Source organism: Mesorhizobium japonicum MAFF 303099, from assembly GCF_000009625.1.
Taxonomy (GTDB): Bacteria; Pseudomonadota; Alphaproteobacteria; order Rhizobiales; family Rhizobiaceae; genus Mesorhizobium; species Mesorhizobium japonicum.
On sequence record NC_002678.2, the window covers coordinates 429,202 to 451,273 of the forward strand.

The following is a 22,072-nucleotide window of genomic DNA, read 5'->3' on the forward strand; positions in this document are numbered from 1 at the left end:
GACAAATTTCAACGAATTCGATGTCGGCGCGCGTTGTTGCGGGCCAGCGTCATCAGCGTGGAACTCGTTTTCCAACCGCCTGACCAGGCCAATCCCGCCGGCGTCCATCTCGACCCTTTTTGCAAAATGGCCAAACTCGCTTACCATCATCCCAAAATCAGGGATCAAGGGAGGGGTCTTTCGTGGGTGCGAGTTTCAACCAGGCCGGGTTCGTCAAGCGAATATTTACTTCGCATGGAACTACCCTCTTCGTAGACACTTCGTCTGGCGAGCTTCGGCATGGGCTTATGGAGTATAGCCCAAACAATGTGTTGCTGACTAAAGATGGCAAATCGGCTCATATTCGTTTCGTTGATGGACCGACTGATATTGTCTATTTCACTGAGTACTCTGCAATCTCGGGTTCTAAGAGAATAGATGGGATCGATGCTCTCAATTTAATGCCCGATAACACGCTGACGATCGTGGATCTGCCCAGAAACAAATTTGGGCTTGTTCAAAATGGGACCTTTCTGTCCGCACGATCTGATGGTCGGATTACTCTATCCGCTCCGCTATGCAGAGGTTGGGAAAATTTCCATTTCCGCAAAGATGCGTCTGAGGTAAGCGGAGTTATTGTTAGTCACCGCATTGATGGTAAGATTATCACCTTCTTCATACAGGACCGAACCGACATAATTCAGTCTATCTTATTTGGAGGGGACTTTTATGAGCGCGACACGCTCGATCTGATTCGCGATCGCTCTACACCAGGCAAAGTGTTTGTCGATATTGGCGCGAATATAGGTAATCACTCTATCTTTATGTCAAAATTCTGCAGTCCATCTGAGGTGATCGTTTTTGAACCCAATCCGAAAGCGATTGAAATACTTAAGTTAAACGTCCTATTGAACGCTTGCGCAAACATAAACACGAGCTATCTCGGCCTCGCCCTTGGTTCAAAAGCGGCCCAAATGCGTGTCTTTTCGCCGGATCCCAATAATATGGGTCGAGCCCAAATGCTCGACGACGATGATGGAAATGTCAAATGCGTCGCTGGAGACCTCCTCTTGCAACAGAAACCGGTTGGCCTCTTGAAGATTGATGTGGAAGGTTCAGAGTTCGAGGTGCTCAGAGGAATGCAGGGGACGATCGAAACTTGGCGCCCGAACATACTTATCGAAGTGTGGCCGCAAAGCCAGCAAGATCTTTTCTCGTGGTGCGACTCTTTCCGCTACGTTGTCCAAGAAACTTTTCCCACGGACAATAACTATTTCTTGGCGCCCATTGAGAGGCAGTCTTGAGGCGAAGCAAGAAGTGTCGGGCTGAACGTGCGATCGACGCCAAGTTCACTGCCGATTCGCGACTTCCCGATCTGATGCCTGCTCGTCGTCGTGAATGACCAGTGGCGGCATGCAGACGAACGCATGCATCGAGTCATACACCGCGGACATTGCGCAGTCGATGCCCTCATCCTCGAGGACCACTCCAGTCCCAGGAAACGGAATAAGCCGCTTTCGAAGAGGTAGGCATTTTTCAAGAAGTACTTGAGCTCCCCTTGGAGTTACTGAATAAGCCATTGCACCAAAGGAATGGACTAGTCGGATAAGAGATCGCGGATAGGTTTCAGATTGAAATTGGGCCGGAATCTGTTTGTGTTGTCGGTTGTAGAACTCCAGCTTGGCTTTGGAGAAATCGAAGTTCAACCACAGGAATAGAGGGTCGAAATTGAATCCCCACTTTACCATATCCCAGTTCTCTGGAGCCATGGACAGAATGCGAGTCGACTCCTCAAGAAAGTTGAACGACGAGTAGACGTCGTCCTCGAAAATGGTAATTGGCCGCTTCTCGGATACCGCTAACTTCCACAAGTTGATGTGCGATAGAGCACATCCCAATGCGCCCGGCAGATACCCGCAATCCTCGGCAATCACTCCATCGTCCACCAAGGCTTGCAAGGTCGACCTATCGAGGGATGCTCCGTCGACGGCCGATACCCGAATTGTATTGGCGGCTAGATGAGGATTCCTATCTTGATATTTGCGCCAGCGCTCGACGCTGCTGTCCAAGTTTATTAGGTGAATTTGCGGCGGCTCGACATGTCGATCTGGCATCGGTACGGCGCCCGGAGGCGTGGCGGCAGTGAATACCGGCGTGTCGCCGGCACCGTGCAACAGCGCTCGGGCGCGCTCGATCCCGTCACTCACATAATATTGGCCATCGCCGAAGGTGATGTAGCCATAGACTTGTCGGTTATCCATATACTGGACGATGCCGGCCTTGCGGGCGCTGTCGGCAAAGATCACGTACTCGTAGCGCGATGTCGCGTCCTCGTATGTCAGTTCGGGCAGTACGTCGGCGCGGACAAGATAGGTGCAGTGCACAAGCGGCATCTCGATAATGCCGCGCACGTGGCGGTTGAGCACCCACCCATATTGATCGCACTGCATATAGTAGCCGTTGGCGTCGATTTCGGCGTGGTAGTTCGAATAGTATTGCCCGGGAGAGATGGAGCGAAGCAGGGGAGCGACGATCGGCACGTCGAGCGCGACAAGCTCGCGTAGCGTGGCCGGTCGCACGAAATTATCGACGTCGGCAACGAAATAGAAATCGCAGCTGTGTTCGAGAGTTTTCCGCAAACTTATGTTGCGGATTCGGCCAAGCACCCTGAAGCGCGTCTCGTTCCATTCGTGTTCGCCAAACTGCTCGACTCTATCGGCCACGTTGGAGGCATCGAATTCAACCGCGGCATAGAGGTGACCAACGCGCTCCACCCATTCGCGCAGTATGTGCTCGGTCCTGTCGGTGTTGTTGTTTGTCCTGATGTACAGGACGATCGACGCCTTGGGGTAGTCGAGCGCCTCGATGCACTCGAGGTACAGCGGCAGTGCCGGCTCTTTCTGCTTTGCGAGGATTGTCACCAGGATGCGCGGCGTGCCCTCGATGCGCGACCGCAACGACCGCTGCCGGACAAGCCTGTGCTGGTCGATCAAGCTCTCGGTCCCGAACGCCCCAAGTTTCGGCGGCTCATTGACCGGAAGCTTGCCGGTGGCGAAGCGAGCGTTGGCCACCACACGCTTCGCCATTTCCGCAGGCAATTTGTCGGAGGCGAGCAATTTTAGACAAGCGTCGAGCGATTCCCGGTAGGCGCCTGCCCAGTAGGCATTGACAGCAAACTCGTCGAGCAGTCCGTAATCGTAAACCCAGGGCTGAATGAAAAGTCCGGCGGGTTGAACAAGGTCGAGCCCTCGACGCGCAAATTCCGTTCCTTCCGCATTCCGGCCCTGGTTGCGGCAATAGAGGCTCGCAGCGTGTAGAGCCTCCGCGCGGGCGGGGACGACCTGCGCCGCGCGCTCAAAGGCGGCAACGACCTCGTCGAATGGCCGCCCCAATGCTGCCATGAGGTTGCCCGCCTCAAGCAGGCTGACATAGACCTCCTCGTCCCAAAAACCTAGATCGGCGCGCTTCAGATAGTTCGCGAGTGATTTTTCACGCTCGCCGGAATCCCTGTAGCTCTGCGCCAGATAGAAGGTGTATCGCGAAACAAGAAAGGGGTCGGTCTCCGTTGCAAGCGCATTTTCAAGAACGGCCGAGTCGTCCTGGTACTTTCGTGGGTTTTGACTGCGTGCTCCGCCACGCCCCGTCGCCACGCGAAAACCCTTGGCGGTCTCCCGCGTGAGATGGCCAGGAGGGGCCTCGAGATATTCGTGCAGGACGCCCTTGAAGGCGAACGGCAGACGGTTGCGGCAGATCTGCGGGCGATAAAACGAAATGCCACCATGTAACACCTCGACGTCGTATAAATCGTGTTCCATCTGCGACTTGAACCTGATCGGATCGAAGTCGGCGTCCCGGATCAGAACATCGTCCGCGTCGATGATCATTGCATAGTCGACAGTCTCGACTTTACGCAATCGTTCAAGGGCGAAGGTCCGGTTGTACGCGAAGTCCCGCCATGGCTCGTCAATGACAGCGCCTTGGACACCGTTATCGGCGAGAAAGCCGCGTATCAGGTCTTGCGTGCCGTCCTCGGAACCGGTGTCGACGATGAGCACGTAGTCGACAAGGGGGAGCACGCTGGCGAGGCATTGCAGGATGACCTTCGTCTCGTTCTTGACAATCATGCACAGGCCGATGGTGCTCATGCGATTCCTTCAGCTGAGCAGCGGTCGTTGCGCGCCTGCTCGAAATTGTGGAATGGGAATTCGTGCAGCTCGCCCGGCAGGCTGCGGGCAGCGAAGAACGATTTGATGAAATCCTGGGTCCCGTCGGTCGAGCCGGTATCGCCGATGACACAGCAGTCGATGTGGTCGACAACCGCCCCGAGACAGCGTTGAAGGTTCGCCATCTCGTTCTTGACGATCATGTTGAGGCAGAGCCGCTTGCCGTGTGTCACCTTCGAATTGTCAGCGATCGAGGGAAGTGGCGATCGGACGGATGATTCAGTCCTGCTTTGTCTCGCCTTCGGGGCGGACTGCGTCGATGCGGATGCCAAGTCCCGGTCGCCCATGCCTTCAGCCCGCATATCGTTCATCCTGCCAGCTCGACCGCCAGTATAGTCTCTATTCCCGAATATCGGATCATTCGTTCTATCGGTTCCTACGGGATCGTCGTGAGGAAACCGTGCTTAACCTGATTCATCATGGTTACCCCAAGCCATTTCTCCGGCGGGCTGCAAGGACCATGGGAGGCGATTGCAGGCATGGTGCGCTCCAACCTGTTCAAGCGGAGAAACCTCGCCGCAATTTGCGCACTGTCTGCTTTCCCGCCTTTTATCAATTTTCAACTCATAAATTACAAATTCCTAAAATTCTAACCACTAATATACGATGTCAAGTGGCGGCAAGGCTCACGGCTGCTTACGCCGAATTTGTGAGGAGTGGGTCAGAGGGTGCTGGGTAGCAAAGCAAATCGCGTATGAGGCGCGACCGGGGTGCGCTCGTTGTAGGCCGCGTTCGTCCCTCTGCAGAAGGACAGACGGCTTCAATTCCCTCGCGCCGAGACATTGGTGTCATCATTCGTTTGAAGGACGACGGACGTCTCATTTCGGAGCTTTCTAACGGTTGACGCCCAGCCTTCGGCGTACCTGGAGGGATTGCGTTGTGGGTGGGTTGATATCGCCTGCCGACCGGCGAAGCTGTGGTGCGGCACTTGGCTACTGCATCCGGCGACCGACTGCAGGGTCGCCACCGCTTCCGCGATCTCCTCCACGGAGAACCAACGCGGCACGGTTCGATCCCACATGGCGCGACGCCAAGCGTTGGAAATTGGGGGGGCACAAATAACGGTGCGGCACGACCGCCGCTGACCAGGGAGGGAATTATGAGCTACGCACCAGCGTTTGCGGCGATCGAAGTCACCGTTATGGGCGCTTTGCCGGTCGGAAGTACGACCGGAAATGTAAATTACTTTATCGTGGATACGGCCAAAGATGCGATAGTCGGCCAGGTCGTCCTTCCCAACGCCGTCAGGCAAAGTCAGTCCGTCGTTCTCACCGTCAAGGTTCCAAGCAACGTAAGCTCGCTGGCGATCGGGACGTTTGACGACGCTGGGAATTTCCAGGCCTCCACCTTTCTCAGCGTAGACAGCCCCGTCGCTGCTCATCCCGGCGGCGCCGTCGGGCCATCCTGAAGATAACCGCCCAGTCTCCATGCTTTTTTCCCGTGGCCACGCCGGGCGAGCCTGCGTGCCGCTAAACCTTAAGTTGAATTCGAGCCCACAGGAGCCGGTGATGGCCCGCGCCTCGGAAATCCTCTTTTTAGATCCTTCAATCCCTGATCTCGAAACCGCTCTGAGAAACGTGCGGCCGGAGGTGGACGCTATCGTGCTCGACAAACGCCAGCCCGCGGCGCGGCAAATGGCGGAGGCTCTAGAAGGGCGCAACGGGTTGGACGCGGTGCACATCCTAGCTCACGGCGCGCCGGGACGTCTCGGCTTTGGCTCGGGCGAGTGGTCGAGCGACACTCTGGTGCGCGACGCTGCGAACCTAGCCGCCATCGGCAGGGCCTTGGCCGATTGTGGCGGCCTGCGGCTGTGGAGCTGCGAGACCGGTTACGGCGCGGCGGGCGAAGCGTTTGTAAAGGCTCTCTCCGAGGCGACCGGCGCTGGCGTATCGGCTGCCGTAGGACTGGTTGGCGCCGAAGCGTTGGGCGGGCGATGGGACCTGCCGATATCCCCTATGTCCCGTGTTGCGCCGCCGCTAACCAACACGGGAACGGCAAGTTACGCAGGTGTTCTGAGCCTTGAAGTGACACTTACTGGGTCACTCGATACTGCTGGTTCTATCAGCCAGAAGGCAGTTCAGTATTATATCACGAATTCGTCTAACGTAATTGTCGCTAGCTTTACGTTACCATCAAAATCATCTGCTCAATTCTCTTCCGTCGCTATGATTGTCGACGTTCCAGTAAGCGGGACTTATACGATAACAGCGCTTGTTCAAGATGATACGGACGATAACAATCAATGGTCAGTTGTTTCTGCTGGCACATTCAATCTGAGCAACAATTCGGTTACTTCTGGCCCGTCCAGCAATTCCGACGGTGTCTTTACTCTTACAGGGGTTTCTTCCACCAGCAACAGTGGTTCGACAGGCCCGACGGGTGCGACCGGCGCCACGGGTGCGACCGGCGCCACGGGCCGTACGGGTTCGACCGGGGCTACAGGCTCGACCGGCGCCACGGGTGCGACCGGCGCTACGGGCCATACGGGTTCGACGGGTGCCACAGGCTCGACCGGCGCCACAGGCTCGACCGGGGCGACTGGCTCGACAGGTGCGACTGGCTCGACTGGGGCAACAGGCGCCACAGGTTCGACTGGGGCAACCGGCGCCACGGGTGCAACAGGCTCGACCGGGGCAACAGGACCGACTGGCGCAACCGGGGCCACAGGTGCAACAGGCTCGACTGGCGCAACTGGCTCGACTGGGGCAACGGGCGCCACAGGTTCGACTGGGGCAACCGGCGCCACGGGTGCAACAGGCTCGACCGGGGCAACAGGACCGACTGGCGCAACCGGGGCCACAGGTGCAACAGGCTCGACTGGCGCAACTGGCTCGACTGGTGCAACGGGTGATACCGGAGCAACAGGATCAACCGGTGCCACCGGCTCTACCGGTGCCACCGGTTCGACTGGCGCAACGGGTGATACGGGAGCGACTGGCTCGACCGGAGCAACTGGCTCGACCGGCTCGACCGGAGCCACAGGTGCGACCGGCGATACAGGTGCCACAGGCTCGACCGGAGCGACAGGTGCGACCGGGGCGACTGGTGATACCGGAGCAACCGGCTCTACCGGAGCGACGGGTTCGACCGGCGACACGGGTGCGACCGGAGCAACTGGCTCGACTGGCTCGACAGGTGCGACTGGCTCGACTGGTGCAACTGGCGCCACGGGTGATACGGGAGCGACTGGCTCGACCGGAGCAACTGGCTCGACCGGAGCAACTGGTTCGACCGGTGCCACAGGCTCGACAGGTGCCACAGGCTCGACAGGTGCGACTGGTTCGACCGGTGCAACAGGCTCTACCGGGGCGACTGGCTCGACAGGTGCGACTGGCTCGACTGGTGCAACTGGCGCCACGGGTGATACGGGAGCGACTGGCTCGACCGGAGCCACTGGTTCGACCGGCTCGACCGGAGCCACAGGTGCGACCGGCGATACAGGTGCCACAGGCTCGACCGGAGCGACAGGTGCGACCGGGGCGACTGGTGATACCGGAGCAACCGGCTCTACCGGAGCGACGGGTTCGACCGGCGCCACTGGTTCGACCGGAGCGACAGGCTCGACCGGCGCGACCGGAGCAACCGGCTCGACCGGTGCGACCGGCGCCACGGGCTCGACCGGAGCAACTGGCTCGACCGGAGCAACCGGCTCGACCGGCGCCACTGGTTCGACCGGAGCGACTGGAGCAACCGGCTCGACTGGAGCAACCGGCTCGACCGGAGCCACCGGCGCGACCGGCGCCACTGGCTCGACCGGAGCGACTGGCTCGACCGGAGCAACAGGCTCGACCGGAGCAACCGGCTCGACTGGTGCAACTGGCTCGACTGGTGCAACTGGCGCCACGGGTGATACGGGAGCAACTGGCTCGACCGGAGCAACTGGCTCGACTGGCTCGACCGGAGCGACTGGTGATACCGGCGCGACAGGCTCCACAGGTTCGACGGGAGCAACCGGCGCGACTGGCTCCACAGGTGCGACAGGTTCCACCGGCGCAACTGGTGCGACTGGCTCGACTGGTGATACCGGCGCGACGGGCGCCACGGGTTCCACCGGCGCAACCGGCTCTACCGGTGCGACGGGCTCGACCGGGGCGACTGGCTCGACTGGTGCGACTGGCTCGACTGGTGATACCGGCGCGACGGGCGCCACGGGTTCCACCGGCGCAACCGGCTCTACCGGAGCGACTGGTGCGACAGGCGCAACCGGTTCGACCGGAGCGACTGGATCGACCGGAGCGACGGGTTCGACCGGAGCCACGGGCTCGACCGGAGCGACTGGTGCGACAGGCTCGACCGGAGCAACCGGCTCGACTGGTGCGACAGGCTCGACCGGCGCCACTGGCTCGACCGGGGCGACTGGCTCGACTGGTGCGACTGGCTCGACTGGTGATACCGGCGCGACGGGCGCCACGGGTTCCACCGGCGCAACCGGCTCTACCGGAGCGACTGGTGCGACAGGCGCAACCGGTTCGACCGGAGCGACTGGATCGACCGGAGCGACGGGTTCGACCGGAGCCACGGGCTCGACCGGAGCGACTGGTGCGACAGGCTCGACCGGAGCAACCGGCTCGACTGGTGCGACAGGCTCGACCGGCGCCACTGGCTCGACCGGAGCGACCGGCTCAACCGGTGCGACTGGATCGACCGGAGCCACCGGCTCGACCGGAGCGACAGGCTCGACCGGAGCAACCGGCTCAACCGGGGCAACTGGCTCGACCGGAGCGACAGGCTCGACCGGAGCGACAGGCTCGACCGGCGCAACTGGCTCGACCGGAGCCACCGGCTCGACTGGTGCGACTGGCTCGACCGGAGCGACGGGTTCGACCGGAGCGACAGGCTCCACGGGCTCGACCGGAGCAACCGGCGCGACCGGCGCCACTGGTTCGACCGGAGCGACAGGCTCGACCGGAGCAACCGGCTCGACCGGCGCAACTGGCTCGACCGGAGCCACCGGCTCGACCGGCGCAACTGGCTCGACCGGAGCCACCGGCTCGACCGGAGCAACTGGCTCGACCGGAGCGACTGGCTCGACTGGTGCGACTGGCTCGACCGGAGCAACCGGCTCGACTGGTGCAACTGGCTCGACTGGTGCAACCGGCTCGACCGGAGCAACCGGCGCGACTGGCTCGACTGGTGCGACGGGTTCGACCGGAGCAACTGGCTCGACCGGAGCGACTGGTGCGACAGGCTCGACCGGGGCAACCGGCTCGACTGGTGCGACTGGCTCGACTGGTGCGACAGGCTCGACCGGCGCAAGTGGCTCGACCGGAGCCACTGGCTCGACCGGCGCCACTGGCTCGACCGGAGCAACCGGCTCGACTGGTGCAACCGGCTCGACCGGAGCAACAGGTTCGACTGGTGCGACCGGTGCGACTGGCTCGACCGGAGCGACGGGTGCGACCGGATCGACCGGAGCGACAGGCTCCACCGGAGCAACCGGATCGACCGGCGCCACCGGCTCGACCGGGGCAACCGGCTCGACGGGTGCAACTGGCTCGACCGGAGCGACGGGTGCGACCGGGGCAACCGGCTCGACTGGTGCGACTGGCTCGACCGGAGCGACAGGCTCGACCGGAGCCACGGGATCGACCGGAGCGACTGGTGCGACAGGCTCGACCGGATCGACCGGAGCAACCGGTGCGACTGGCTCGACCGGCGCAACTGGCTCGACCGGAGCCACAGGTTCGACCGGAGCAACCGGTGCGACTGGCTCGACCGGCGCAACTGGCTCGACCGGAGCCACAGGTTCGACCGGAGCCACTGGCTCAACCGGGGCAACTGGCTCGACCGGAGCGACAGGCTCGACCGGAGCGACCGGAGCAACCGGCTCGACTGGTGCAACTGGCTCGACTGGTGCAACCGGCTCGACCGGAGCAACCGGCGCGACTGGCTCGACTGGTGCGACGGGTTCGACCGGAGCAACTGGCTCGACGGGTGCGACCGGCTCGACCGGAGCGACTGGTGCGACAGGCTCGACCGGGGCAACCGGCTCGACTGGTGCGACTGGCTCGACTGGTGCGACAGGCTCGACCGGCGCAAGTGGCTCGACCGGAGCCACTGGCTCGACCGGCGCCACTGGCTCGACCGGAGCAACCGGCTCGACCGGAGCCACGGGATCGACCGGAGCGACTGGTGCGACAGGCTCGACAGGTTCGACCGGAGCCACTGGCTCAACCGGTGCGACGGGTTCGACCGGGGCAACTGGCTCGACCGGAGCGACAGGCTCGACCGGCGCAACTGGCTCGACCGGAGCCACAGGTTCGACCGGGGCAACCGGCTCGACTGGTGCGACTGGCTCGACTGGTGCGACAGGCTCGACCGGCGCAAGTGGCTCGACCGGAGCCACTGGCTCGACCGGCGCCACTGGCTCGACCGGAGCAACCGGCTCGACCGGAGCCACGGGATCGACCGGAGCGACTGGTGCGACAGGCTCGACAGGTTCGACCGGAGCCACTGGCTCAACCGGTGCGACGGGTTCGACCGGGGCAACTGGCTCGACCGGAGCGACAGGCTCGACCGGCGCAACTGGCTCGACCGGAGCCACAGGTTCGACCGGAGCCACTGGCTCAACCGGGGCAACTGGCTCGACCGGAGCGACAGGCTCGACCGGAGCGACAGGCTCGACCGGCGCAACTGGCTCGACCGGAGCCACTGGCTCGACCGGAGCCACCGGCTCGACTGGTGCGACTGGCTCGACCGGAGCGACGGGTTCGACCGGCGCCACTGGCTCGACAGGTGCGACGGGTTCGACCGGAGCGACAGGCTCGACCGGAGCAACCGGCTCGACCGGAGCAACTGGCTCGACCGGAGCCACCGGCTCGACCGGCGCAACTGGCTCGACCGGAGCCACCGGCTCGACCGGCGCCACTGGCTCGACCGGAGCAACCGGCTCGACTGGTGCAACCGGCTCGACCGGAGCAACCGGCGCGACTGGCTCGACTGGTGCGACGGGTTCGACCGGCGCCACTGGCTCGACCGGAGCAACCGGCTCGACTGGTGCAACCGGCTCGACCGGAGCAACCGGCGCGACTGGCTCGACTGGTGCGACGGGTTCGACCGGAGCCACTGGCTCGACCGGAGCGACGGGTGCGACCGGGGCAACCGGCTCGACTGGTGCAACCGGCTCGACCGGCGCGACTGGCTCGACCGGCGCAACCGGCGCGACGGGTTCGACCGGGGCAACTGGAGCGACTGGCTCGACCGGCGCGACTGGCTCGACCGGCTCGACCGGAGCGACGGGTGCGACCGGCTCGACTGGCGCCACGGGCTCGACCGGAGCGACGGGTTCGACCGGAGCAACTGGCTCGACTGGTGCGACAGGCTCGACTGGCTCGACTGGCTCGACCGGAGCGACAGGCTCGACTGGTGCGACCGGCTCGACCGGAGCGCCTGGTCCGACCGGTGCGACCGGTGCGACTGGCTCAGCCGATGACGATGATAAGCATCATCATCACCATCACCACCATGGCAACAACGGCAACGGCGACGACGACCGCAGCAACCGAGGCAACCGGCGTGACCAGGACGACGACGATGGCAAGTCCGGCAACGGCAACAACGCCAAAGTCACGGCAAGCACGCTCGGGCTCAAGGACACCACACAGTTCCTGCAGTCCGGCGCGCCCGACGGCAACAGTGGTCCCGGCAAGCATGCGTCGTTCGGCCAACTGGTCGGCCTTGCGGCGACTTCGGTGACGACAGACCTGCTGAACGTTCTCAAGACGGTTAGCGGATCTGGCAACAACCAGAACAAGCCGTCTGGGGCGAGCACGGATCTCACCTCGGATCAGACCAAGCCTGGCGCCGGCTATGCCAGCAACGAGCACACCGTCAAGACGTCCCTGAAGGATCTCTTGAAGCCGCACGAGTGAGCGGCGAATGGACCTGGACCGTGACTGGTCCAGGTTTGACAACGGGCGCGCGGGTTTCGCTGGAAAGCGGACTCCGCGCGCTGATCATTCTTGCTTTGTTGGCTCGCGCAGCGCCTGGCATCTACAGGGTCAGCCGCCGGCAAGCGCTCCGGCCAGGCCCGCGGCTGGCCCAGCCACGGCGACATTCGCGGGTTGACGGCAACTTAAGGGAAGCCGCCAAGTCTTCGATTTCCAAAAACAATTTGCGCGAGTCCGGCGCCTCAATATTGACCGAGGTCTGCTGCCTTCGTTCCTGCCAATTTACCAATTCCCTACTTAATAGTTTACAAATCGCTAATTTTCGCATCTACTAATATATGGGTATGGAGGGTGCCCGCAGATCGCACGGTCGGGTGGCCGTAAGGTCTGTGCAGGCGAGTTTGGGCAGGGGTCTGGGTAGCAAGGCTATTTAGCGGATGACGAAGGTGCGCCCATCAGGCGCGCCGTGAGACGCCGCGTCTATGTCTGTCCTCGGCGGAAGGCAGACGTCCCCATTCCGGAGTTCACTCGCGAGTTTGCCGTCGAGGCGTCGGCGGCACGGGTGATGGGAGTGGGTACTGTGAATCAAGCGTTGTCGCGTGCGCCCCAGGGCGTTGTGCCCCGGTTCGATGGGCGCCAAATTCATCCGCTGCCGGCCACAGCAACTGGTCGCCCGAATGCGCGGACCGATGCGCCCCTGCCCCGCGCTTCCGAAATCCTTTTCGTCGACCCCTCTGTATCCGATCTCGGCACGATCCTCGCCAATCTGAGGCCCGAGGTCGAGGCGATCCTGCTCGACGCCAAGCGCCCGGCCGCGCGCCAGATGGCGCTGGCGCTCGAAGGCCGCGACGGCCTCGATGCCGTGCACGTCATCGCGCATGGGGCGCCAGGGCGGGTGAGCTTCGCGGCGGGTGAATGGTCGGCGCGGACGCTGGACGACGACGGGGTCGACCTCGCGGCGATCGGCCGGGCGCTAGGCGATGATGGCGGTTTGAGGTTATGGAGCTGCTATGCTGCTGCCGGCGATGAGGGTGATGAATTCGTCGATGGCCTGGCGCGCGCAACCGGCACGAACGTTGCCGCCGCGACGGGACTTATCGGTGCAGCGGCACGGGGCGGCGGATGGCAACTCGCCAGACGTGTAAGAGGTGCCGTAGTAGCACAGCCGCCGCTGACTGCGGGGGGCATCGGCGCATATGCCGGGGTGTTGGTCGCCAGGACGTGGGTTGGGGGTGTCGACACTAATTTCCTCAACGTCAACAACTGGAGCGTGACAACTGGCTCAATTGGTGCGGACGTTCTAACCATCTCGGGGAGCCCAACCAGACAGCCCACGCTGAGCACCGCTGGCACCACCACAATAACTTCACTGAACATCAGCGGCTCCAACACTCTAACCATTAATGGTGCAGCCGTTATTCTCGCCGCGACAAGCGGCATCACTATGGCCAGCCCAGCCATCATCACGGGCACTGGCACGATCGCAGCAGGCACTAACATCACTGGCGCCGGCACCGTAGGCATACCGATATCGACCACCGGCACAATCACAGCCAGCGGCGGCACACTGAACCTTACCGGAACCGTGTCGAATCGGACGCTGGCAATCGCCAATGTTGCCGGATCGATTCTCAAACTCGACGGCACCGTGAGCTCCGGGGTTACCTTTAACGGTACCACCGGGACTCTGGACCTCACCAACCTCGCAGGGTTCACCGGCACCATCAGCGGGCTGAACATCGGCGCCAGCACCACCACGGCGACCAACCAGATCGATTTTGGCAATGCCAGCATTGTATCGGGAAGCCTGAATGGCAGCGTCCTCACAGTCGTAGACGGCGCCGGTCAGTCGTACGCGTTGACACTCGGCGGCGCTCCAGCCGCCGGCACAGTTGTCGATTTGAAGTTTGATGGAGCTAGCGGCACTGACGTCTTCTTCAGCACGCCGGCAGCGACGAACACCTTCACAATGGCCCAGGGAGGGGCCGACGCCTGGGGGGATACGGCTCGATGGAGCGGCGGCTTACCTCTGACTCAGCCGGCCGCCGGCCCCAATTTGACGTTCGTCAGCAACCACAATGCTCAGGGCAGTTTATCGGGCAATATTAATTCCTTATACATGCCGCCGACCCTGCGTCAGGCAACGGGAACCGGTAGCAGTATCTGGACCGTCAGTGACACGGGCTCCAGCGCCAACCAATTTACCACCTCGCTGACCCTGATCAACCATGGTCAGATTTTCGTAAACGGCACCGCAAACCTGACGTCGGGCACAGCGGCGACGACCAATTGGGTCATGACTGGCACCGGCGTCGGGGCGGGCGGCCTCGGCAATCAATATTTCGAAAATGACGGCTCCCTCAACGTCGTAGGCACGACAGCGGCCGCTCTCGCGAACGGCTTCTCAACCTCCGCGACTTTCACCGGCAATATTTATGTAACCGGCAGCGGGTACATGAATATATACGGCAACGCGTCGCTAGTGTTCGGTACTGGCGTTGGCGTGAGCGCGAGCCAGACGATTAATTTTGTTACCGACGGCGGTAATAATACAGATGGTACAGTTACTGAAATCAGCTCCCAATTTGTCAATGCGGCATACGCGGGATTTCTCCCGGGCGATACATTAGTCCTGGAGAATTTGGGGGCTACCCCCCTCTCCGAGGTCGTGATTGACGGCAATGGCCAGGCGACGGTCTACATATATAGCGGCGCGAACGGCACGGGCACTTTGCTCGATGAGGAAACATTCCTCGGCAATTTTACCAACGGCAACAGCGACTTCACCTTCGTTAACAGCTCCGCCAATGGCGGACAGGTTACGATAGGCGCTACCGGATCCGCAGGCCATGCAGTCGGGCCGACAGGTCCGACAGGTCCGACTGGCGCTACGGGTTCAACGGGCGCCACGGGCTCGACCGGCGCTACAGGTTCGACTGGTGCGACGGGTTCGACTGGCGCGACGGGTTCGACCGGTGCAACGGGTGCGACCGGCGCCACGGGTTCAACGGGCGCCACGGGCGCGACTGGCTCAACCGGCGCGACGGGTTCTACTGGCGCCACGGGCTCGACCGGTGCAACGGGTGCGACCGGCGCCACAGGCTCAACGGGCGCCACAGGTGCGACTGGCTCAACCGGCGCCACGGGCGCGACTGGCTCAACCGGCGCGACGGGTTCGACAGGCGTTACAGGCGCGACGGGCTCGACTGGTGCAACCGGAGCCACAGGTGCGACCGGCTCTACTGGTGCCACGGGTTCGACCGGCAATACAGGCGCCACGGGTTCAACCGGCGCCACAGGCGCGACTGGTGCTACCGGCGATACAGGCGCCACAGGTTCGACCGGAGCTACCGGCTCGACCGGAGCAACTGGCGCCACTGGCGATACCGGAGCGACAGGTTCGACTGGAGCAACTGGCTCGACCGGTGCCACAGGCGCGACCGGCGACACCGGAGCCACAGGTTCGACTGGAGCAACCGGAGCCACAGGTGCGACCGGCGATACGGGTGCCACTGGTTCGACTGGAGCTACAGGTTCAACAGGCGCGACCGGTGATACCGGAGCCACGGGCTCGACCGGTGCAACCGGCGCCACTGGCGCGACCGGTGATACCGGAGCCACGGGCTCGACCGGTGCAACCGGCGCCACAGGTGCGACCGGAGCCACAGGTGCGACTGGCGATACGGGCGCCACGGGTTCGACCGGAGCAACTGGCGCGACCGGTGATACCGGCGCCACAGGCTCTACTGGAGCTACAGGTTCCACTGGCGCAACCGGTGATACGGGCACCACAGGCTCTACTGGAGCAACCGGCGCCACTGGTGCGACTGGCGATACGGGCGCCACCGGAGCTACCGGCGCCACGGGCTCGACCGGAGCAACCGGTGCCACTGGTGCGACCGGCGATACAGGCGCAACGGGTTCCACAGGAGCAACCGGCGCCACAGGTGCAACTGGCGACACCGGCGCAACCGGCGATACGGGTGTCACAGGCTCGACCGGAGCCACGGGTGCAACCGGAGCCACAGGCGCGACCGGGGATACCGGCGCCACGGGTTCCACCGGTGCCACGGGCGCCACGGGTTCGACCGGAACAACCGGAGCCACAGGCGCGACCGGCGATACCGGAGCGACCGGCGATACCGGGGCCACGGGATCTACTGGCGCAACCGGTGCCACAGGTGCGACCGGCGATACCGGTGCCACAGGTTCAACGGGAGCGACGGGCTCGACCGGAGCCACAGGCGCGACTGGGGATACGGGCGCCACGGGCTCGACCGGCGATACGGGCGCCACCGGAGCCACGGGCGCAACTGGTGCTACAGGTGCAACTGGCGATACGGGCGCCACGGGTTCGACCGGAGCTACCGGAGCCACTGGTGCCACAGGCGATACCGGAGCCACGGGCTCGACCGGGGCAACCGGTGCCACAGGTGCAACTGGCGCGACCGGTGATACCGGCGCCACGGGTGCGACCGGAGCTACCGGCGCCACTGGTGCCACAGGCGATACCGGAGCAACAGGTTCGACTGGGGCCACAGGCTCAACTGGTGCGACCGGTGATACCGGCGCCACAGGCTCGACCGGAGCAACCGGAGCCACGGGTGCAACCGGCGATACGGGCGCCACAGGCTCTACCGGAGCAACCGGTGCTACGGGCGCAACCGGCGATACGGGCGCCACGGGTTCGACCGGAGCTACCGGCGCCACTGGTGCCACAGGCGATACCGGAGCAACAGGTTCGACTGGGGCCACAGGCTCAACTGGTGCGACTGGTGATACCGGCGCCACAGGTTCCACCGGAGCAACCGGAGCCACTGGTGATACCGGCGCCACAGGTTCGACCGGAGCCACCGGTGCGACTGGTGCGACAGGCTCGACCGGCGCGACCGGCGATACCGGAGCAACGGGCTCTACTGGAGCAACCGGAGCCACGGGCGCGACCGGTGATACCGGTGCGACTGGCTCGACTGGAGCAACCGGCGCCACAGGCGCCACCGGCGATACGGGTTCGACCGGAGCTACCGGAGCCACTGGCGCCACCGGCGATACCGGAGCCACGGGCTCGACCGGTGCAACCGGCGCCACAGGTGCGACCGGAGCCACAGGGGCGACTGGCGATACGGGCGCCACGGGTTCAACCGGAGCAACCGGCGCCACAGGCGCGACCGGGGATACCGGAGCCACGGGTTCCACCGGAGCCACGGGTGCGACCGGCGACACCGGTGCAACGGGCTCGACTGGAGCAACCGGAGCAACAGGTGCGACCGGCGATACGGGTGCCACAGGCTCAACCGGAGCTACAGGTGCTACGGGTGCGACCGGCGATACGGGCGCCACCGGCTCGACCGGAGCAACCGGAGCCACCGGTGCAACTGGCGCCACGGGTGCGACTGGCGATACGGGTGCCACCGGTTCAACTGGAGCTACAGGTTCAACTGGCGCCACAGGCGATACCGGCGCCACCGGCGCCACAGGTGCGACCGGCGATACGGGCGCCACAGGTGCGACCGGAGCTACCGGCGCCACGGGTGCGACTGGCGATACGGGCGCCACGGGTGCGACCGGCTCGACTGGAGCAACTGGCGCCACCGGCGATACGGGCGCAACGGGCTCGACTGGAGCAACCGGCGCCACAGGTGCGACCGGCGATACGGGTGCCACTGGTTCGACCGGAGCAACTGGAGCTACCGGCGCCACAGGTGCGACCGGCGACACCGGTGCCACCGGCTCTACTGGCGCAACCGGAGCCACTGGCGCGACTGGTGATACCGGCGCCACGGGCTCGACGGGAGCTACCGGCGCCACAGGTGCGACCGGCGACACCGGTGCAACGGGCTCGACTGGCGCAACTGGCGCCACTGGCGATACCGGAGCGACAGGTTCGACTGGCGCAACCGGAGCCACGGGCGCGACCGGTGCCACGGGTGCGACCGGCGATACGGGCGCCACCGGTTCGACCGGAGCAACCGGCTCAACAGGTGCGACTGGAGATACTGGCGCGACCGGCTCGACTGGAGCAACTGGCGCCACGGGTGCGACCGGCGATACGGGCGCAACGGGCTCGACTGGTGCAACCGGAGCCACGGGCGCGACCGGTGATACCGGTGCGACTGGCTCGACTGGAGCAACCGGCGCCACAGGCGCCACCGGCGATACGGGTGCCACGGGCTCGACTGGAGCTACCGGTGCCACTGGTGCCACAGGCGATACCGGCGCCACGGGTTCGACTGGTGCAACCGGCGCCACAGGTGCGACCGGTGATACAGGCGCCACGGGTTCGACCGGAGCTACCGGCGCCACGGGTGCAACTGGCGATACTGGAGCCACGGGCTCGACTGGAGCTACCGGTGCCACTGGTGCCACAGGCGATACCGGCGCCACGGGTTCGACAGGAGCAACCGGTGCCACAGGTGCGACCGGCGATACAGGCGCCACGGGTTCGACCGGAGCTACCGGCGCCACGGGTTCGACTGGCGATACTGGAGCCACGGGCTCGACTGGAGCTACCGGCGTCACAGGTGCAACTGGCGATACCGGAGCCACGGGTGCAACCGGTGCCACGGGCGCGACGGGCGCCACGGGTTCGACTGGCGCAACCGGTGCCACCGGCTCGACCGGTGATACAGGCGCCACAGGTGCGACCGGCGATACGGGCGCAACGGGCTCGACTGGAGCCACGGGTTCCACCGGAGCGACCGGTGCTACGGGTGCAACCGGCGCCACAGGTGCGACTGGCGATACGGGCGCCACAGGTTCGACTGGCGATACGGGCGCCACAGGTTCGACCGGCGCAACCGGAGCCACGGGTGCGACTGGCGCAACCGGAGCCACGGGTGCGACTGGCGCAACCGGAGCCACGGGTGCGACTGGCGATACTGGGGCAACGGGCTCGACCGGAGCAACTGGAGCCACCGGCGCAACCGGTGATACGGGCGCCACGGGCTCGACTGGAGCAACTGGAGCCACAGGTGCGACTGGCGATACGGGCGCCACGGGTTCGACTGGAGCTACAGGTTCAACAGGTGCGACTGGAGATACAGGCGCGACCGGCTCGACTGGAGCAACTGGCGCCACCGGCGATACGGGTGCAACGGGCTCTACTGGCGCAACCGGAGCCACGGGTTCCACCGGCGCCACGGGTGCGACCGGCGACACCGGTGCAACGGGCTCGACTGGGGCAACGGGCGATACGGGAGCAACAGGTTCAACCGGAGCAACAGGTGCGACCGGCGATACGGGCGCTACGGGCTCGACTGGAGCGACCGGTGCTACGGGCGCAACCGGCGCCACAGGTGCAACGGGCGATACCGGAGCAACAGGTTCGACTGGGGCTACAGGTTCAACTGGTGCGACCGGTGATACGGGCGCCACGGGTTCGACCGGAGCTACCGGCGCCACAGGTGCGACTGGCGATACGGGGGCTACAGGCTCGACCGGGGCAACTGGTGCCACGGGTGCGACTGGCGATACCGGAGCAACAGGTTCGACTGGGGCTACAGGCTCAACAGGCGCGACCGGCGATACCGGCGCCACGGGCTCGACCGGAGCCACGGGTTCGACCGGCGATACGGGTGCCACTGGTTCGACCGGAGCAACTGGAGCAACCGGCGCCACAGGTGTGACCGGCGATAGGGGCGCAACGGGCTCGACTGGAGCCACGGGTTCCACCGGAGCGACCGGTGCTACGGGTGCAACCGGAGCCTCAGGTGCGACCGGCGATACCGGAGCCACGGGCTCGACCGGAGCTACCGGCGCAACCGGTGATACGGGCGCCACGGGTTCGACAGGTGCGACTGGCGATACAGGCGCGACCGGCTCGACTGGAGCAACTGGCGATACGGGCGCCACGGGCTCGACTGGAGCTACGGGCGCCACAGGTTCGGCTGGAGCAACTGGAGCCACAGGTGCGACTGGCGATACGGGTGCCACAGGCTCAACCGGAGCTACCGGCGCCACTGGTGCGACCGGCGATACCGGCGCCACTGGTGCGACCGGCGATACCGGCGCCACGGGCTCGACCGGAGCTACAGGTTCAACAGGTGCGACTGGAGATACAGGCGCCACCGGCTCGACTGGAGCCACGGGTTCCACCGGAGCGACCGGTGCTACGGGTGCAACCGGAGCCTCAGGTCCGACCGGCGATACCGGAGCCACGGGCTCGACTGGGGCAACTGGCGCGACCGGCGATACGGGTTCGACCGGAGCTACTGGCTCAACAGGTGCGACTGGAGATACCGGCGCGACCGGCTCGACCGGAGCAACTGGAGCTACCGGAGCCCCAGGTGCGACCGGCGCAACCGGTGACACGGGCGCAACGGGGTCGACTGGCGATACCGGAGCCACGGGTTCGACCGGGGCAACCGGCGCCACTGGCGATACTGGTGCCACCGGCTCAACCGGAGCGACCGGTGCTACGGGTTCCGCCGGCGCCACCGGTTCGACTGGAGCAACCGGCGCCACTGGTGCGACTGGCAATACGGGCGCTACAGGCTCTACTGGAGCGACAGGTTCGACCGGAGCAACCGGCGCAACGGGCTCGACAGGACCGAAGGGTGACACCGGCTCGACTGGCTCAACCGGGCCCAAGGGCGACACCGGACCGAAGGGTGCCACGGGTGCAACCGGCGCCACGGGCTCGACCGGAGCAACCGGACCGAAGGGTGATACTGGACCTAAGGGCGACACCGGACCCAAGGGCGCAACAGGTGCCACTGGCGCAACCGGCTCGACTGGTTCGACCGGTCCGACTGGCTCAACCGGACCTAAGGGCGACACCGGGCCCAAGGGCGCGACAGGTGCCACTGGCGCAACCGGCTCGACTGGTTCGACCGGGCCCAAAGGCGACACCGGGCCCAAGGGCGCGACTGGTGCAACCGGCGCCACAGGCTCAACTGGTTCGACCGGGCCGACTGGCTCAACCGGACCTAAGGGCGATACCGGGCCTAAGGGCGCAACAGGTGCCACTGGCGCAACCGGCTCGACTGGTTCGACCGGTCCGACTGGCTCAACCGGACCTAAGGGCGACACCGGACCCAAGGGCGCAACAGGTGCCACTGGCGCAACCGGCTCGACTGGTTCGACCGGTCCGACTGGCTCAACCGGGCCTAAGGGCGACACCGGGCCCAAGGGCGCGACTGGTGCAACCGGCGCCACAGGCTCAACTGGTTCGACCGGTCCGACTGGCTCAACCGGACCTAAGGGCGACACCGGGCCTAAGGGCGCGACTGGTGCAACCGGCGCCACAGGCTCAACTGGTTCGACCGGTCCGACTGGCTCAACCGGACCTAAGGGCGATACCGGGCCTAAGGGCGCGACAGGTGCAACCGGCGCCACAGGCTCAACTGGCTCGACCGGTCCGACTGGCTCAACCGGGCCTAAGGGCGACACCGGCCCCAAGGGCGCGACCGGTGCAACCGGCGCCACGGGCTCGACCGGAGCGACCGGGCCGAAGGGCGATACTGGACCCAAGGGCGATACTGGACCCAAGGGCGCCACAGGTGCCACCGGCGCAACCGGTCCGACCGGACCCTCAAGCGGTCACCACGACTCGATCGTTCCGTCGACCTCAACCCTGGTGACGACGACCCAGAAGACCGCCAATGTCACGTCCGACTCGCTCGGCCTCAAGGATAGCGGGCAGTTCCTGCAGCCGGGCTCGACCGGCAATGGCAGCGGCGGCCAGCCGTCGCTACACCACCTGATCGGCCTAGCGGCCGGCTCGGTGACGACCGATCTCCTGAATATCCTCAATACGATCAAGGGATTTGGTCACCAACAGAACCAGCCGTCCCGCGCGACTACGGACCAGACCTTGGATGCGACCAAGCACGGTACCGGCTACGCCAGCACCGACCACACGGCGAAGACGACCCTGAAGGATCTTCTGAAGCCACATGAGTGAGCAAGACTGGCGAGAGAACACCGAAGGGAAACGCGCGGACGTCGCGGGAGAGCGAAGTTCGCGCGTTGAACATCCCG

9 protein-coding genes and 3 pseudogenes are annotated in these 22,072 nt (G+C 64.5%); 7 read left to right on the forward strand and 5 right to left on the reverse strand.

What is annotated here, in order from left to right:
* Positions 1–182 precede the first annotated feature (182 nt).
* Entirely contained in the window at positions 183–1,283 is a 1,101-nt protein-coding gene (locus tag MAFF_RS03420; RefSeq protein ID WP_010909496.1) for an FkbM family methyltransferase, read from the forward strand.
* Positions 1,284–1,328: 45 nt separating this feature from the next.
* Here the strand turns inward: MAFF_RS03420 and MAFF_RS03425 are convergent, their stop codons facing one another.
* Positions 1,329–4,124, reverse strand: a complete 2,796-nt coding sequence (locus MAFF_RS03425; protein ID WP_010909497.1) for a glycosyltransferase family 25 protein — start codon at positions 4,122–4,124, stop codon at positions 1,329–1,331.
* A complete protein-coding gene (locus tag MAFF_RS03430; RefSeq protein ID WP_044547644.1) occupies positions 4,121–4,345 on the reverse strand; it encodes a hypothetical protein in 225 nt (74 codons plus the stop codon). Before MAFF_RS03430 ends, MAFF_RS03425 begins: the two co-directional genes overlap by 4 nt.
* A gap of 956 nt (positions 4,346–5,301) precedes the next feature.
* Between MAFF_RS03430 and MAFF_RS03435 the strand changes: the two genes are divergently transcribed.
* Positions 5,302–5,610 (forward strand): hypothetical protein, encoded by a 309-nt coding sequence (locus MAFF_RS03435; protein WP_044547646.1) that lies wholly within the window; start codon positions 5,302–5,304, stop codon positions 5,608–5,610.
* A 100-nt stretch (positions 5,611–5,710) separates the two neighbouring features.
* Positions 5,711–6,205: pseudogene (locus MAFF_RS41395) on the forward strand (DUF4347 domain-containing protein); the annotation flags it as partial.
* A 236-nt stretch (positions 6,206–6,441) separates the two neighbouring features.
* Here MAFF_RS41395 and MAFF_RS38985 read toward each other — a convergent pair.
* Positions 6,442–11,466, reverse strand: a complete 5,025-nt coding sequence (locus MAFF_RS38985; RefSeq protein ID WP_193364004.1) for a DUF4573 domain-containing protein — start codon at positions 11,464–11,466, stop codon at positions 6,442–6,444.
* Positions 11,467–11,623: 157 nt separating this feature from the next.
* Positions 11,624–11,869, reverse strand: a complete 246-nt coding sequence (locus MAFF_RS40220; protein WP_193364005.1) for a hypothetical protein — start codon at positions 11,867–11,869, stop codon at positions 11,624–11,626.
* 24 nt (positions 11,870–11,893) lie between these two features.
* Here MAFF_RS40220 and MAFF_RS40225 point away from each other — a divergent pair, with 24 nt between their 5' ends.
* Positions 11,894–12,073, forward strand: a complete 180-nt coding sequence (locus tag MAFF_RS40225) for a hypothetical protein (protein WP_044547649.1) — start codon at positions 11,894–11,896, stop codon at positions 12,071–12,073.
* Between the two features lie 448 nt (positions 12,074–12,521).
* Here MAFF_RS40225 and MAFF_RS40505 read toward each other — a convergent pair whose 3' ends face one another.
* Positions 12,522–12,971, reverse strand: a complete 450-nt coding sequence (locus tag MAFF_RS40505) for a hypothetical protein (RefSeq protein ID WP_044547651.1) — start codon at positions 12,969–12,971, stop codon at positions 12,522–12,524.
* On the opposite strand from MAFF_RS40505, the pseudogene MAFF_RS40510 reads away from it, so the two are divergent.
* The 3 genes and pseudogenes from MAFF_RS40510 to MAFF_RS40535 all read left to right on the forward strand — a co-directional run.
* Positions 12,858–13,241, forward strand: a pseudogene (locus MAFF_RS40510) (DUF4347 domain-containing protein); the annotation flags it as partial. The gene MAFF_RS40505 and the pseudogene MAFF_RS40510 overlap by 114 nt on opposite strands.
* Before the next feature lie 3,768 nt (positions 13,242–17,009).
* Positions 17,010–19,640, forward strand: a pseudogene (locus MAFF_RS41400) (hypothetical protein); the annotation flags it as partial.
* A gap of 2,028 nt (positions 19,641–21,668) precedes the next feature.
* On the forward strand, positions 21,669–21,995 hold the full coding sequence (locus MAFF_RS40535; protein ID WP_244420857.1) for a hypothetical protein: 327 nt from the start codon (positions 21,669–21,671) through the stop codon (positions 21,993–21,995).
* Positions 21,996–22,072: the final 77 nt, after the last annotated feature.